Raw genomic sequence first — 12,177 nt, 5'->3', positions numbered from 1 at the left:
GGAGGTGCTGTGGATAGCCGATACTTGATAGGTCACATCGTCGCAGACGGCTGGTACCTGGTGCGCATCAGAGGCAGTCATCACCACTTCAAGCACCCGACGAAGCCTGGCTTGGTGACGATCCCCCATCCAAAGAAAGACCTGTTGGACAAGACCGCCAAGAGCATTTTGAAACAAGCTCTGTTGAGTTAATCGTCCCTGGAGGACAACGAACATGCTGTACCCCATCGCAATTTCAACCGGCGACCAAGACCACGCCTGGGGTGTGGAAGTCCCGGATATTCCCGGTTGTTACTCTGCCGGTGATGACCTGGACGACGCCATGGCCATGGCGCGCGAAGCCATCGAAGGGCACTTCGAAATCCTCGCGGAAGACGGCGCGCCGATCCCGAGCGCCCAGAAGGTCACCGTGCATGCCGCCAACCCTCAGTACGCCGGCTGCACTTGGGCGGTTGTAGACATCGATGTCACCAAGTACCTGGGCAAGGCGCAAAAACTCAACATCACATTGCCGGGCTACCTGCTCAACCGCATCGATGAATATGTACTGCACCACCCGGAAGAAAAAAGCCGCTCCGGCTTCCTCGCGTCGGCGGCGCTCAAGGTGCTGCAACAGGATCGGTAGCTGCAACGGGAGCAAAGTCTGAATGCGGCACCGGATCCATAGCGTGATGATGTCGCTTCATTGAGCTTGCCACCCAAGGGTTATTGACATGACTGAACCCAAACACCCCACATCCACACCTGTACTGCGCCAAGTACTCGGCTGGGTGCTGGTGTTACCACTGCTGGTCGCGCTGGTGCGGCTTCCGTATCCCTTGGGGCTGGGGCTGGCGCTCGGATCCATCGCCGCATCCGTCTACGGCGTAGTGTTTGCCAGGCGCCATGCCAGCCGAGGCGTCACCGTATTCGCGGCAATCGTCACGCTGTTCAATCTGATTTCCCTGGTCGCCATCGGGGAGGCCTCAGTCATCATGGGGCTCTACAGGATTTCCTGGTTCTACTGGTACCCGTACTATTCCAACTGGGTTTACTGGAATGTCCAGGGTCAGTGAGAATTCCACCGCAAGAAACGTAGTGTTCAGTCCGGCGGATGGCATTACCGTAGGCCTGTAGCGTTTAACAACCGCCCTTCGAGGAGCCCGCTCATGCCCTACGAATACAAGCTCATGCCCTCCCCTGTCGGGGAACTCACCCTGGTGGCGCGCGATGGCAAGCTCAGTGCCATCCTGTGGGAAGTCGAGCGCGCCAACCGTGTGCGCCTGGGTCAATTGCACGAAGCCAACGACAGCCCGGTGCTGTTGGAAACCGAGCGCCAGTTGAAGGAGTACTTCGCGGGGACTCGCCACACATTCGACCTGGAACTGGATTTCACCGGTACCGACTTTCAGAAACAGGTCTGGCAGGCACTGCTGACTATTCCTTTTGGCGAAACCCGCAGCTACAGCCAGATCGCCCGACAAATTGGCAACCCGAAAGCCGTACGAGCCGTGGGCGCTGCCAATGGGCGCAATCCCATCTCGATCATTGCGCCGTGCCATCGAGTGATTGGTGCCTCGGGCACCTTGACCGGGTTTGCCGGAGGACTCGAAGCCAAGCAGTATCTGTTGACGCTTGAGGACCGTGGTCAAGGGAAAATGACCTTCTGATCACTGGCCTGCGACCGGGCCACGGACAAAAGACTGGTAGTCGAATAAATCTTCGAAACCCAACTTGCGGTACACCGAAACACCCTGCGTCGTTGCTTCAAGAAAACAGCGCCGGGCCCCCAGGCTCGAAGCATGAAGCAGCGCGGTTTGAATCAGTTGCGTGGCATACCCCTTGGCGCGGAACTCCGTGATCGTGCCGACATCGTTAAGCCGGGCCTCTCCATTGCACATGGACAGCGTCAACGAAGACCTCACCTGCCCCTCAGTGGACAAGGTGAAGTGGTAAAGCGCTTGACCCACGTCAAGCGCCCGCTGGTGCCGTGCCTGATAACGCGTAACCCATTCAGGCGGGAGCAAAAACGCACTGCCAAGGGGAGCCGCCCAGCCGTCCAGGTTTCGAGTCAAGCTGACCTGTACAGTGCTGTCACGCTCCGATGAAACAAGGCGTGACAGGTCGAGGGCCATCGCCGTGGTCTTTTCGGCTGCCTGAAAGCCGATCCCCATCAGCACCGCACCTACCTGCGCGACCTTTTCCTCATGAATCACGATGCGTGTATTCATCAAGATACAGCGAATCAGTTCCATGGGCGCCGCCATGGCGTCCCCCATCGGGGTGCTGCCTATCCGGATAAACAACAGGTTCGCAGGCTCGAAATACCCGTCGATAAAATAAGCGTTGATACAGGCGTTGTAGCGACGATGCAGCGAGCAAGTGGCAGCGAAGTAATGATCTTCGGTCTGGTGATAAAGCGCGGTCAGGTCACAGGCGGCGTTAACGTGCATAGGGCGTTCCCGGATAAAATCCCAGTCTTGCCCCTCGCTCCATCGGCGTGCCGTAAGCCCACTCCTAAAAGTCCGGAAGAAAAACGCACAACGTTGTTCATATCCCAAGATGTAAAAAGAAATTTCAGAGCGTGCCTGCGGTCAGTATTTTCATCACTCACCTTAAGGAAAACGGTCATGAAATTCTCCGCAGTCTCACAATCCTTGTCCCGTTGGGCAGGCAGTGCCCGGACGTTCTATGCGGCGGTCGCGTTGATTTGCCTGTGGAGCTTGAGCGGCCCGTACTTCCACTACAACGACACCTGGCAGTTGATCATCAACACCTCGACCACCATCATCACCTTCCTGATGGTGTTCCTGATCCAGAACACGCAAAACCGCGATAACGACATCCTGCACATCAAGATTGACGAGCTGCTGCGCGTCTCCAAGGATGCGCAGAACGCCGTGCTGAGCCTGGATGGCCTGGACCGCAAGGAACTGGAAAAACTGCGCCAGGAATACCGCAGCATCGGCAACACCGGCACCGTAAGCCTGAACAGCAGTTGCGGCCACGCGGCCGATGACGCGGCCCCGAACAAAACCGACCTGAACCAGGCGTAAAAAAACGGCGGTTGGATAGGATCCAACCGCCGTTTTTCATATCAAGCGAAGGGCTCAACCATCGCCTTGATGGCCCTTACCGTAGGTCGACGCCAGGGCTCGGGCCTTTTGCAGGCGCTCTTCCAGCTTGGGCAGCGTCTCATCCACCAGTGCCTTGATTTCCGGCACATCCGAGGCCGCCCCTTCGCGCTTGAACAGGGCAATGGCGTCTTCGTTTTCCTTCACTTGCTGCGCGGTGTAGGCCGCGTCGAAGGAGTCGCCGTCCTTGAGTTCGGGCATCAGGGTTTCGGCCTTGTCGACGATCTTCTCCCGTGGGGCCACGGGCAGGTCGAGCTTCTTGGCGATCGCCGCCAAATGCTGGTTGGCCAGGGTGCGCTCGTTGATCACCTCGATGGTGTAGTCCTTGATTTCCTGGGACGAGGTCTTGGCGTGGGCCATGCGACTGGTTTCGATATCGGCCATGCCTTTGGCCGAAGCCTGCTCGATGAATTCAGCAGGCGACTGGGCGAAAGCATTGCTGGCGCCGAGGCCCAGCAGCATCGCGAAACTGGCGGTGCGTAACCGGATAGCCATGCGGCTCATGATGGGTTCCTCCAGGGCAAAAATAGGTGCGGGGAAAGACACCTCGCCCTGAATTCGAATTTTCAGGGCGGCAAAGGTTTAGAAAAAACTTGCCCGCGCGACGAACGGTCGTGCCCAGTCAGGCCGGTTTGCTGCCGAACAGGCCTGGCAGCGCATGGGCCAGGGCATTGATGGCGAAGCCGATAAACATCACGCCGCAGAGCCTGGTGATGAGGATTTCATGGCGCTGATACACCGTGCGCACCCGCTGGGCACCGACCACGCCGATCAGGATTGCGTAGGCCAACAGGCCACCGACGAAGCTCAGGAAGATCAACGCCGGCAGCATCGACCAGGTCAGCAATTCGGCGCGGCTGGACAGCAATGCAGTAAATGTCGCCACGGCCACCGGATACGCCTTGGGGTTGGTCAAGCCGAACAGGATGCCGTGCCAGAACGGATGCCGCGCCGCGCCCTGGGGGGCTTCACTGCTGCGACGCTGGGTACGAATCGCGCGCCAGCCAAGCCAGAACAGGTACAGGCCACTGAGCACGCCGAGCACATCGAACGCGCTGCTGCCGACTTCCCGCGCGCCCACAATCGCGATCAGCGCCGTACTGCACCACAGCACATCGCCGAGCAAGTGCCCGCACAGAAACCCCGCCCCCGCACGACGGCCCCGGGCGGCGCCGATGCCAAACACCGCCAGTACCCCGGGGCCAGGCGTAATACCGTAGATAAAACCCGAAGCGAGGACGGCAAGCAGCAAGGAGGGGGTCATGGTCGCGACTCTGACAAAGCATGGGAAGGTGGGCGGATTCTGCAAGTTCCTGCGCTATGGGTAAAACCTCATTCCCGCATAGGGATTGTCGCGGCAAGCCAACAGACGCGAAGCCAGGTCGCCCACATGGGCTTCGAGCTTATGGCCGTCGGGATCAAGGAAATAGAACGAAGCGCCTTCGCTGCGATTGTCGCGCCACGCTTGCACCTTGGCGGCGCGCAGGCGCGAGACCAGCGCAGCGAACTCACTCGCTGCGACAGTGAACCCATAGTGGGTGTAATCGGCCCCTGGCTTCGACTCGCGCAGCGGATCAAGCGACAGGCATAGCCATAGGCCCGGCAATGACAAATAGGCGCCGGAGTCCCAGGTGGCGTCGAGCTTGAGTTGCAGCAACTCATGGTAAAACCCGACGCTGCGTTGCAAATCGGTGACCGACAGAGTCAAGTGATTGAGGCCTGAGAGCATGAGCATTTTCCTTATCGGATCCCCCTGACGAACGGGGGTAAATCGTGAAGAGGTGACAATGTAGTATGTTGCACTACACATCACTACATCGAGGCTCCCCATGTCTGTTATGTCCCTACGCATACCCGAAGACATCGCCGCCACGCTTGCCAGTCTCGCCAAGGCGACCGGGCGCAGCAAATCCTTTCTCGCAGTCGATGCATTACGCGAATACTTGACGCGCGAAGCGTGGCAAATCGAAGAAATTCAAAAAGCATTGAAAGAAGCAGACGCAGGCGAGTTCGCAACGGCTGCGGAGGTAAAAGCCGTCGCCGATAAATGGCGCACCAATGCAGGTTGAGTGGCTGAGGACAGCCCTCAAGAACCTTGATGATGAAGCCACGTACATTGCGCAGCAAAACCCCAAAGCCGCCCATGAGTTCGTCCAGGCCATCATGGTTGGACTAGGACATGTCGCCGAATTTCCTGCAATGGGAAAGGAAGGTCGAGTGCCAGGAACTCGGGAGTGGGTAGTGCCTCGATGGCCTTACATCGTTCCCTACCGTATTCGAGATGGACGATTACAAGTGATGCGAATTTTTCATACACGTCGCCAGCCACCGACATCCTGGTAGCAACCATTCAGCCCTGTAACCCTCCCTGCACCTGCCCAATCAACCACTGCAACCCCGAATCCCCGCCCCGTCGCGCATGCCATGCCAGTTCAAAGGTAAACGACGGAATATGAAACGGCGGCGCCACGGCGACCAGACGCGGGTGATCAATATTCAGCAAGCCTCGCGACGATACGGTGAGAATCAAGTCCGTGCCCTCGATCAACTGCGGCGCCACGCCCCAGTGCGGCAGGCTGATTGCCACATGCCGTCGCTCACGAATCGCGGTCAGTGCTCGCTCGATTTCCGGCGCGCCGCTGCCGCGCATTTCCAGCAGTACGTGGGGGCGCGACAGGTAGGTGGGCAGGTCGAGCACACCGCCCTGCGGCAGGCTGTTGCGGTCCAACAGGCAGGTGTAATGCTCTTCGAACAACGGCGCAGTGCGCAGCTCGGCGGGCATGTCGGGGAAGACGCCGGCAGCCAGGTCAATATCACCATTGAGCACGCCCTCCACCATGCCTTCGCGGCTGGCCTGGATGATTTGCAGGTCGATAGCGGGCGCTTCACGTCGCAGGACGCGGACCAGACCCGGTAGGAAAATCGCCGCACTGTAGTCCGACATCGCCACGCGAAACCGGCGCTTGGCCGATGCCGGGTCGAAGCGATTCGGCGCCAGCAGCGCCTGCACCTGGGCCAGGGCTTCGGCCAATGGCGCCGCCAACTCCAGGGCGCGGGCCGTGGGCACTAACGTGCCGCCCTGGCGCACCAGCAACGGGTCACCCAATAAATCGCGCAAGCGCGCCAGCGCGTGGCTCACTGCCGGCTGGCTGAGGTGCAAACGCTCGGCGGCGCGGGTGACGTGTTGCTCACTGAGCAAGGCGTCAAGGACCACCAACAGGTTAAGGTCGATGCGACGCAGATCATTCATCAGCTGCATGCTCTGTATAAAAGCTTGGAATTTAAATTTGCGCGACGAATAGCCTAGAGTCCAGCAAAACCTCTGGGAGATTCGCCATGACGACGTTGCATTGGGCCGGTTTTGTGTTATTGGCGGTGATCGCCGGGGCGGTGGTGCCATTTCAAAGTGCGATCAACGCCAGCCTCGGACGCGGCCTTGGGCACCCGCTGTGGGCCACCCTGGCGTCGCTGCTGGTGAGCATCCTCGTGCTGCTGCCGGTGATCGTGGCGCTGCGCCTGCCGCTGCCCGGCCTCGCATTTATCACCAAGGCGCCGCTGTGGATGTGGGCCGGGGGCGCGTTTGGCGTGTGCTTTATCGCGCTGGCGTTGACGCTGCTGCCCAAGCTGGGCGCGTCGGGGTTTATCGCCCTGGCCATGGCCGGGCAGATTCTCGCGTCGCTGCTGCTGGATCACTTCGGCCTGTTTGGCCTGGCGGAGCGCCCACTGACAACGCCCCGAATCCTTGGCGCGTTGTTGTTGATGGGCGGCGTGGCGTTGATTCAGTTCAGCGCCACACCGGCCCACGCGCTGACAACCGCCGGCTGATCAGGCCTTGTCGAGGGTGCGCAGCTTTTGCGGCAGGCCCCACAGCAGCAGCGCCGCCGCCAACAGCGCGCACACGCCGATCACATAGAGTGCCGGGGTGGTGCTGCCGGTAAGGTCCTTGATCCGCCCCACCATCACCGGGCTGACAATTCCACCGAACTGCCCGAGGGTATTGATCACCGCAATCCCGCCCGCCGCGCCTGCGCCGGCACCGGCCAGCAACTTGGGTGGCAGGGTCCAGAAGGTCGGGATCGACGCGATGATGCCGGCGCCCAACATGCCCAGGGCGATGATCAGGAAGGTGGTGTGGTCGGCAAAGATCCCCGCACTGAAGAAGCCCACCGCGCCCAGCACCACCAAGCCGCAGACAAACTTGCGGCGCTCGCCGGTCGCGTCCGACAGCCGCCCGATCACCACCATGCTGATCGCGCCGCACACATAGGGAATCGCGGTGAGCAGGCCGATCATCACCGGGCTTTGGGTGCCGGCGCTGCGGATCAGCTGCGGCGCCCAGAAGTTGAGGCCGTAAGACGCCACCTGGATCAGGAAGTAGATAAGCCCGAGCATCAGGAAGCCGGGAATGCGGATCGCCGACAACAGTGAGCCGCCATGTGTGTTCGGCTCATGCCGGGCAATGCGGCTCGACAGCAGGGTCTTCTCCGCCGGCGTCAGCCAGTGCGCATCTTCGATACGGTCCTTGAGCAGGGTCAGCACCAGCAAGCCCAAGCCGATGCAGGGCAAGCCGCCGAGCAGGAACAGCCAGTGCCAGCCGCGCATCTGCAGCACGCCGTCGAGGTGTTCCAGCACCAGGCCGGAGAACGGCGCACCTACCAGGCCGGCAAAGGCGGACGCCAGGAACAGCATCGAGGTAATGCGCCCGCGGAAGTGCTGCGGGAACCACAACGTCAGGTAATACAGCACACCGGGCGCGAAGCCCGCCTCCATCGCACCGATGATGAAACGCAGGCCATAAAACTGCCATTCGGCGGTGACAAACACCATGGCCGCCGTGGCCAGGCCCCACGACATCATGATCCGCGCAATCCAGCGCCGCGCGCCGACCTTGTACAGCATCATGTTGCTCGGCACTTCAAAGATCACATACCCCACCACGAACAACCCGGCGCCCAGGCCGTAGGCGGTGTCGCTCAGGCTGAGGTCGGCCTGCAGCTGGAACTTGGCAAAGCTGATGTTGATGCGGTCAAAAAACGCGAACAGGTAGCACACCATGATCAGCGGCATCAGGCGCCAGGCGACCTTGCTGACCAGGGCTTTTTCGGCATCGATTTCAGCGGCCGGGCGCGCGCCGGCCTCCAACGTATTAGTGCTCATGGTTTCTCTCCAGCGGACTGCTCACAGGCGTCCGATTGTTTTTGTTGTCTGGTATGGCGTTACAAGGCGGCGATGTAGTCCGGCGGCGGATGCAGGTCGCAATTGCGCCCGGCCTTGGCCACCTGGCCAGGCAATTCATGGCCCAGCAAGACCGGCAAGCGGCGGGACAGGTTCAGCAGGTGCGGCAGGTCGACTCCGGTGTGAATGCCCACCTCTTCACACAGGTTGACCAGGTCTTCGGTGCAGATATTGCCCGACGCCCCCGGCGCAAACGGGCACCCACCCAGGCCACCCAACGCCGCGTCAAAACGCCGTGCCCCGGCTTCGTAGGCGGCCAGCACATTGCACAGGCCCAGGCCGCGGGTGTTATGGAAATGCAGGGTCAGGTCGCTGGCCGGCACGTGTTGCAACACGCGCTTGACCAGGCGTTCCACCTGGCGCGGGTTGGCCATGCCGGTGGTGTCGGCAAGGCTGATGCCCTGGATGCCGAGTTGCAGATAGGCCTCGACCAGTTGCAGCACGCGATCTTCATTGATCCTGCCTTCGAACGGGCAGCCAAAGGTGGTGGCGATGCTGCCGTTGAGGCGTACCGGGTGCCCGGCGGCAAAGCTGACGATCTCGCCGAATGCCGCCAACGACGCCTCGCACCGCATGCGCATATTCGCCAGGTTGTGGGTCTGGCTGGCCGACATCACCAGGTTCAGTTCATCGGCGCGCGACTCGACGGCGCGCTGGGCGCCCTTGAGGTTAGGGATCAGCGCAACGTAGATCACCCCGGCTTTGCGCGCAATGCCCTGGAACACGTGTTCGCCATCGCGCAATGCAGGGATGGCCTTGGGCGACACGAAGGAACCGGCTTCGATCCGCGAAAAACCGGCCAGGGAAAGCTGGTCGATCAGGGCGATCTTGTCAGCGGTCTCGACCCAGGTCGGTTCGATTTGCAGGCCATCGCGCGGGGACACTTCCTGCACGATCAGCGGGTCGGAATAGTCAGTGATCATTGCACCACTCCCGAGGTTTTCAGGCGTTGGATGTCGGCAACCGTAAGGCCCAGGCTGCCGAGGATGTCATCGGTGTGCTGGCCCAGGCTCGGGCCCTGCCAGTTCACGGCGCCGGGGGTTTCCGAGAGCTTGGGCACGATGCCGGGCATCTTCACCGACACACCGCCCGGCAGCTCGGCATTGAGCAACATGTCGCGCGCCTGGTAGTGCGGGTCGCTGACGATATCGGCCACGGAGTAGATGCGCCCGGCCGGCACTTCGGCGGCTTCCAGGGCGCTGAGCACCTGCTCGATAGGCAGGCTGCTGGTCCAGTGGGTGATGGCGGCATCGAGCAAAGCGCTTTTCGCCGCACGGCCATCGTTGTGGGCGAATTCGGCGGCTTCGGCCAGGTCGGCACGGCCGATGGTGGTCATCAGGCGCTTGTAGATCGGGTCGCTGTTACCGGCGATCACCACATAGGCACCGTCGGCGGTCAGGTAGGTATTCGAAGGTGCGATACCGGGCAAGGCACCGCCGCTGCGCTCACGCACGTGGCCGAGCATGTCGTATTCGGGCACCAGGCTTTCCATCAGGTTGAACACGCTTTCCGCCAGGGACACATCGACAACCTGCCCGTCGCCCTGGCCCGTCTTGACCCGCAGCAACGCCATCAGCGCGCCGATCACGCCATGCAACGACGCCAGGGAGTCGCCTAGGCTGACGCCGACCCGCGCCGGGGGCGAGTCGGGGTTGCCGGTGGTGTAGCGAATCCCGCCCATGGCTTCGCCGATGGCACCGAAACCAGGGCGGTCGCGGTACGGGCCGGTCTGGCCGTAGCCGGAGATACGCACCAGGGTCAGCTTGGGGTTGAGCGCGTGCAGTACGTCCCAGCCCAGGCCGAGTTTTTCCAGGCCACCGGGGCGCAGGTTTTCGATCAGCACATCGGCGTCGCCGAGCAGCTGCTTGATCAGGTCCAGGCCTTCAGCGGACTTGAGGTCCAGGGCCAGGGATTTCTTGTTGCGCGATTGCAGGTACCACCACAGCGAGGTGCCTTCATGCAGCTTTCGCCATTTACGAAGTGGATCACCCTGCCCCAGGGCTTCGATCTTGATCACCTCGGCGCCGAACTCGGCCATCAGCCGGGCGGCGAACGGTGCGGCAATCAGCGTGCCGATCTCAATCACCTTGATACCGCTCAAGGGAGCCGTCATGGGGTGTACCTCTTATTCTTGGAATGTGCAGCCAAGGCTAGAGGACAGGGACAGGAAAAATCCAACCGTCAGTTGGCAAGGAGCGTTCGCTGAATGCGAACGCTCAGGTAATCGAACAGCAGCCGGCTCACTGGCGACAACTGCGCCTCATCGCGCACCACCAGGATCAAACTGCGGTCCGACCAGGCATCGGTCAGTGGCACGGCATGCAGGCCCAGGGCACGGCCAAACAATTCATAGGCCTTCAGCGGCAGGATGCCGATGCCCATGTTCGCCTGGACCATCCGGCACATCGCATCAAAGCCCGGCACATGAATACGCAGGCGCAGTGTCTTGCCGGCCTCGCGCGCGGCGGCGTGGGTGCGCATGTTGATCGAGCTGGCGGCGTGCAGGCCCACGTAGTCACTGTCCAGGGTCTCGGCGAAGGCCAGGCTTTCGCGCGGCGCCAAGGGGTGATCCGCCGGCATCAACACCACCAGTTTGTCGTGGCGATAGGTCACGCTGGGCAGGCCCTTGGTGTCGGTATCACTGGAGCAGATCCCCAGGTCCGCCACCCCATCCAGCACACCTTGCACCACGCCGTTGCTGGGGCGTTCTTCGAGGTCGGTTTTCACTTCGGGATGCAGCCTGGAAAAATCCCGCAAGTCTTCCGGAAGAAACTGAATAATCGCCGAGAGATTGGCCAGCATCCGCACGTAACCGCGCACGCCGTGGCTATGCTCGCCAAGCTCCAGGCCCATTTTTTCCACGTTGAACAGCATCTGCCGGGCATGGTGCAGCAGGGTTTCGCCGGCGGCGGTGAGGTCCATGCCCTTGGCCCGTCGCACGAACAGGCTCACCCCCAGCACCTGCTCCAGCTCCATCAAACGCTTGCTGGCTGCCGACACGGCGATGGCTTCGCGGGCGGCGGCGCGGGTCAGGGTGCCCTCTTCGAACACCGCGACGAACAGCTGCAGGGTGATCAAGTCAAGGCGACGCACCAGGCTCTTGTGCAACATCAGGCGCGCTCGGATGCCAGGCGATTGATCTCGGCCTGTTCCACCACCGGTTGCGGCGCGCCATGGCGCACCGCCGCGAGCATCGCCCGGCCGACAGTCTCCGTGCTCACCACCCAGCCCGGCTTGACCCGACGCACCAACGACAGCACGGGCCCGAGCACGGAATAGAAGGCTTGATACAACGGCGTCTTCGAACGCACACCGTGCAGCGGCTGAATGATCCCTGGCCGGAACAGGTACACCGCCTTGAACGGCAGGCGCAGCAAGGCATTCTCGGTCTTGCCCTTGACCCGCGCCCACATCGACTTGCCCGCCTCGGAGCTGTCGGTACCGGCGCCGGACACGTAGATGAACGTCATCTGCGGATTAAGCCGCGCCAGGGTGCTGGCGGCGACGAGGGTCAGGTCATAAGTGAGGTGGGTGTACTTGGTTTCATTCAGGCCCGCCGAGGAGACGCCGAGGCAGAAGAAACACGCGTCAAACCCTTGCAGCAGGTTTTCCAGGGGTTGGAAATCCAGCATGTCGCTGTGCAACACCTGATGCAACTTGCCGTGTTCCCGGGTCAGGGGCGTGCGGCCGACGGCGACGACTTCCTGTACGTCAGCGGCCAGCAGGCACTCGCGCAGGACGCCCTGGCCGACCATGCCGGTGGCACCGAATAACAGAACTCTCATAAGGGGACCTCAGCGGCAAGCCGCAAGCTTCATGCTCAAGTTGA

The 12,177-nt window shown here is 61.5% G+C and carries 18 protein-coding genes; 8 read left to right on the top strand and 10 right to left on the bottom strand.

The genetic code is table 11. The annotated features are described in order from the left end of the window. The first annotated feature begins 9 nt into the window (after window positions 1-9). The 4 genes from BM416_RS10175 to BM416_RS10160 all read left to right on the top strand — a co-directional run bounded on the left by BM416_RS10175 (window position 10) and on the right by BM416_RS10160 (window position 1,649). Window positions 10-192: a type II toxin-antitoxin system HicA family toxin gene (locus tag BM416_RS10175; protein WP_003189411.1), complete on the top strand. Its 183-nt coding sequence runs from the start codon at window positions 10-12 to the stop codon at window positions 190-192. Between the two features lie 22 nt (window positions 193-214). Further along, a complete protein-coding gene (locus BM416_RS10170; RefSeq protein WP_053136883.1) occupies window positions 215-625 on the top strand; it encodes a type II toxin-antitoxin system HicB family antitoxin in 411 nt (136 codons plus the stop codon). Between the two features lie 88 nt (window positions 626-713). Then, complete coding sequence (locus tag BM416_RS10165) at window positions 714-1,055, top strand: hypothetical protein (RefSeq protein WP_092487842.1); 342 nt, start codon at window positions 714-716, stop codon at window positions 1,053-1,055. Window positions 1,056-1,148: 93 nt separating this feature from the next. Then, entirely contained in the window at window positions 1,149-1,649 is a 501-nt protein-coding gene (locus BM416_RS10160; protein WP_092487839.1) for a methylated-DNA--[protein]-cysteine S-methyltransferase, read from the top strand. On the opposite strand, the gene BM416_RS10155 is transcribed toward BM416_RS10160, so the two are convergent. Further along, window positions 1,650-2,432 carry a GNAT family N-acetyltransferase gene (locus BM416_RS10155; RefSeq protein ID WP_092487836.1) on the bottom strand — a complete coding sequence of 261 codons (783 nt, stop codon included), beginning with the start codon at window positions 2,430-2,432 and terminating at the stop codon, window positions 1,650-1,652. A 177-nt stretch (window positions 2,433-2,609) separates the two neighbouring features. Between BM416_RS10155 and BM416_RS10150 the strand changes: the two genes are divergently transcribed. Beyond that, window positions 2,610-3,035, top strand: a complete 426-nt coding sequence (locus BM416_RS10150; RefSeq protein WP_053136892.1) for a low affinity iron permease family protein — start codon at window positions 2,610-2,612, stop codon at window positions 3,033-3,035. A gap of 54 nt (window positions 3,036-3,089) precedes the next feature. Here BM416_RS10150 and BM416_RS10145 read toward each other — a convergent pair whose 3' ends face one another. From BM416_RS10145 to fos, 3 genes are all read right to left on the bottom strand, one after another. Continuing rightward, window positions 3,090-3,617 (bottom strand): DUF4142 domain-containing protein, encoded by a 528-nt coding sequence (locus tag BM416_RS10145; protein ID WP_027604356.1) that lies wholly within the window; start codon window positions 3,615-3,617, stop codon window positions 3,090-3,092. Window positions 3,618-3,735: 118 nt separating this feature from the next. Continuing rightward, window positions 3,736-4,377, bottom strand: coding sequence for a LysE family translocator (locus tag BM416_RS10140; protein ID WP_027604357.1), 642 nt, complete (start codon window positions 4,375-4,377; stop codon window positions 3,736-3,738). A gap of 54 nt (window positions 4,378-4,431) precedes the next feature. Beyond that, window positions 4,432-4,842 carry a fosfomycin resistance glutathione transferase gene (gene fos, locus BM416_RS10135; protein WP_092487833.1) on the bottom strand — a complete coding sequence of 137 codons (411 nt, stop codon included), beginning with the start codon at window positions 4,840-4,842 and terminating at the stop codon, window positions 4,432-4,434. Window positions 4,843-4,942: 100 nt separating this feature from the next. Here fos and BM416_RS10130 point away from each other — a divergent pair, with 100 nt between their 5' ends. Further along, window positions 4,943-5,182 (top strand): CopG family ribbon-helix-helix protein, encoded by a 240-nt coding sequence (locus BM416_RS10130; protein WP_065928241.1) that lies wholly within the window; start codon window positions 4,943-4,945, stop codon window positions 5,180-5,182. Next, entirely contained in the window at window positions 5,172-5,456 is a 285-nt protein-coding gene (locus tag BM416_RS10125; protein ID WP_092487830.1) for a type II toxin-antitoxin system RelE/ParE family toxin, read from the top strand. The genes BM416_RS10130 and BM416_RS10125 overlap by 11 nt, the downstream gene beginning before the upstream one ends. 7 nt (window positions 5,457-5,463) lie before the next feature. On the opposite strand, the gene BM416_RS10120 is transcribed toward BM416_RS10125, so the two are convergent. After that, window positions 5,464-6,372: a LysR family transcriptional regulator gene (locus BM416_RS10120; protein ID WP_256577480.1), complete on the bottom strand. Its 909-nt coding sequence runs from the start codon at window positions 6,370-6,372 to the stop codon at window positions 5,464-5,466. A gap of 77 nt (window positions 6,373-6,449) precedes the next feature. On the opposite strand from BM416_RS10120, the gene BM416_RS10115 reads away from it, so the two are divergent. Beyond that, window positions 6,450-6,938, top strand: a complete 489-nt coding sequence (locus tag BM416_RS10115; RefSeq protein ID WP_092487827.1) for a DMT family transporter — start codon at window positions 6,450-6,452, stop codon at window positions 6,936-6,938. Here BM416_RS10115 and BM416_RS10110 read toward each other — a convergent pair whose 3' ends face one another. From BM416_RS10110 to BM416_RS10090, 5 genes are all read right to left on the bottom strand, one after another. Next, window positions 6,939-8,270, bottom strand: a complete 1,332-nt coding sequence (locus BM416_RS10110) for an MFS transporter (protein WP_092487824.1) — start codon at window positions 8,268-8,270, stop codon at window positions 6,939-6,941. Window positions 8,271-8,329: 59 nt separating this feature from the next. Then, the gene (locus BM416_RS10105; RefSeq protein WP_092487821.1) at window positions 8,330-9,271 is read right to left on the bottom strand and encodes a hydroxymethylglutaryl-CoA lyase; all 942 of its coding nucleotides are present in this window, start codon (window positions 9,269-9,271) and stop codon (window positions 8,330-8,332) included. Beyond that, window positions 9,268-10,461: a CaiB/BaiF CoA transferase family protein gene (locus tag BM416_RS10100; protein WP_027604363.1), complete on the bottom strand. Its 1,194-nt coding sequence runs from the start codon at window positions 10,459-10,461 to the stop codon at window positions 9,268-9,270. Before BM416_RS10100 ends, BM416_RS10105 begins: the two co-directional genes overlap by 4 nt. A gap of 68 nt (window positions 10,462-10,529) precedes the next feature. After that, window positions 10,530-11,459, bottom strand: coding sequence for a LysR family transcriptional regulator (locus BM416_RS10095; RefSeq protein WP_027604364.1), 930 nt, complete (start codon window positions 11,457-11,459; stop codon window positions 10,530-10,532). After that, window positions 11,459-12,133, bottom strand: coding sequence for an NAD(P)H-binding protein (locus BM416_RS10090; RefSeq protein WP_065938855.1), 675 nt, complete (start codon window positions 12,131-12,133; stop codon window positions 11,459-11,461). Before BM416_RS10090 ends, BM416_RS10095 begins: the two co-directional genes overlap by 1 nt. Between the last annotated feature and the right edge of the window lie 44 nt (window positions 12,134-12,177).

Origin of the sequence: Pseudomonas sp. NFACC42-2 (assembly GCF_900116055.1) — a bacterium.
GTDB classification, from domain to species: Bacteria; Pseudomonadota; Gammaproteobacteria; order Pseudomonadales; family Pseudomonadaceae; genus Aquipseudomonas; species Aquipseudomonas marginalis.
Note: the sequence above shows the minus strand (reverse complement) of the source record. Positions and strands in the feature narration are given on the sequence as shown.

What these genes read in the sequence shown, in the direction of transcription:
- BM416_RS10170 (WP_053136883.1), top strand. Translation starts at nt 215, where the DNA reads ATGCTGTACCCCATCGCAATTTCAACCGGCGACCAAGACCACGCCTGG.
- BM416_RS10165 (WP_092487842.1), top strand. Translation starts at nt 714, where the DNA reads ATGACTGAACCCAAACACCCCACATCCACACCTGTACTGCGCCAAGTA.
- BM416_RS10160 (WP_092487839.1), top strand. Translation starts at nt 1,149, where the DNA reads ATGCCCTACGAATACAAGCTCATGCCCTCCCCTGTCGGGGAACTCACC.
- BM416_RS10155 (WP_092487836.1), bottom strand. Translation starts at nt 2,432, where the DNA reads ATGCACGTTAACGCCGCCTGTGACCTGACCGCGCTTTATCACCAGACC.
- BM416_RS10150 (WP_053136892.1), top strand. Translation starts at nt 2,610, where the DNA reads ATGAAATTCTCCGCAGTCTCACAATCCTTGTCCCGTTGGGCAGGCAGT.
- BM416_RS10145 (WP_027604356.1), bottom strand. Translation starts at nt 3,617, where the DNA reads ATGAGCCGCATGGCTATCCGGTTACGCACCGCCAGTTTCGCGATGCTG.
- BM416_RS10140 (WP_027604357.1), bottom strand. Translation starts at nt 4,377, where the DNA reads ATGACCCCCTCCTTGCTGCTTGCCGTCCTCGCTTCGGGTTTTATCTAC.
- fos (WP_092487833.1), bottom strand. Translation starts at nt 4,842, where the DNA reads ATGCTCTCAGGCCTCAATCACTTGACTCTGTCGGTCACCGATTTGCAA.
- BM416_RS10130 (WP_065928241.1), top strand. Translation starts at nt 4,943, where the DNA reads ATGTCTGTTATGTCCCTACGCATACCCGAAGACATCGCCGCCACGCTT.
- BM416_RS10125 (WP_092487830.1), top strand. Translation starts at nt 5,172, where the DNA reads ATGCAGGTTGAGTGGCTGAGGACAGCCCTCAAGAACCTTGATGATGAA.
- BM416_RS10120 (WP_256577480.1), bottom strand. Translation starts at nt 6,372, where the DNA reads ATGCAGCTGATGAATGATCTGCGTCGCATCGACCTTAACCTGTTGGTG.
- BM416_RS10115 (WP_092487827.1), top strand. Translation starts at nt 6,450, where the DNA reads ATGACGACGTTGCATTGGGCCGGTTTTGTGTTATTGGCGGTGATCGCC.
- BM416_RS10110 (WP_092487824.1), bottom strand. Translation starts at nt 8,270, where the DNA reads ATGAGCACTAATACGTTGGAGGCCGGCGCGCGCCCGGCCGCTGAAATC.
- BM416_RS10105 (WP_092487821.1), bottom strand. Translation starts at nt 9,271, where the DNA reads ATGATCACTGACTATTCCGACCCGCTGATCGTGCAGGAAGTGTCCCCG.
- BM416_RS10100 (WP_027604363.1), bottom strand. Translation starts at nt 10,461, where the DNA reads ATGACGGCTCCCTTGAGCGGTATCAAGGTGATTGAGATCGGCACGCTG.
- BM416_RS10095 (WP_027604364.1), bottom strand. Translation starts at nt 11,459, where the DNA reads ATGTTGCACAAGAGCCTGGTGCGTCGCCTTGACTTGATCACCCTGCAG.
- BM416_RS10090 (WP_065938855.1), bottom strand. Translation starts at nt 12,133, where the DNA reads ATGAGAGTTCTGTTATTCGGTGCCACCGGCATGGTCGGCCAGGGCGTC.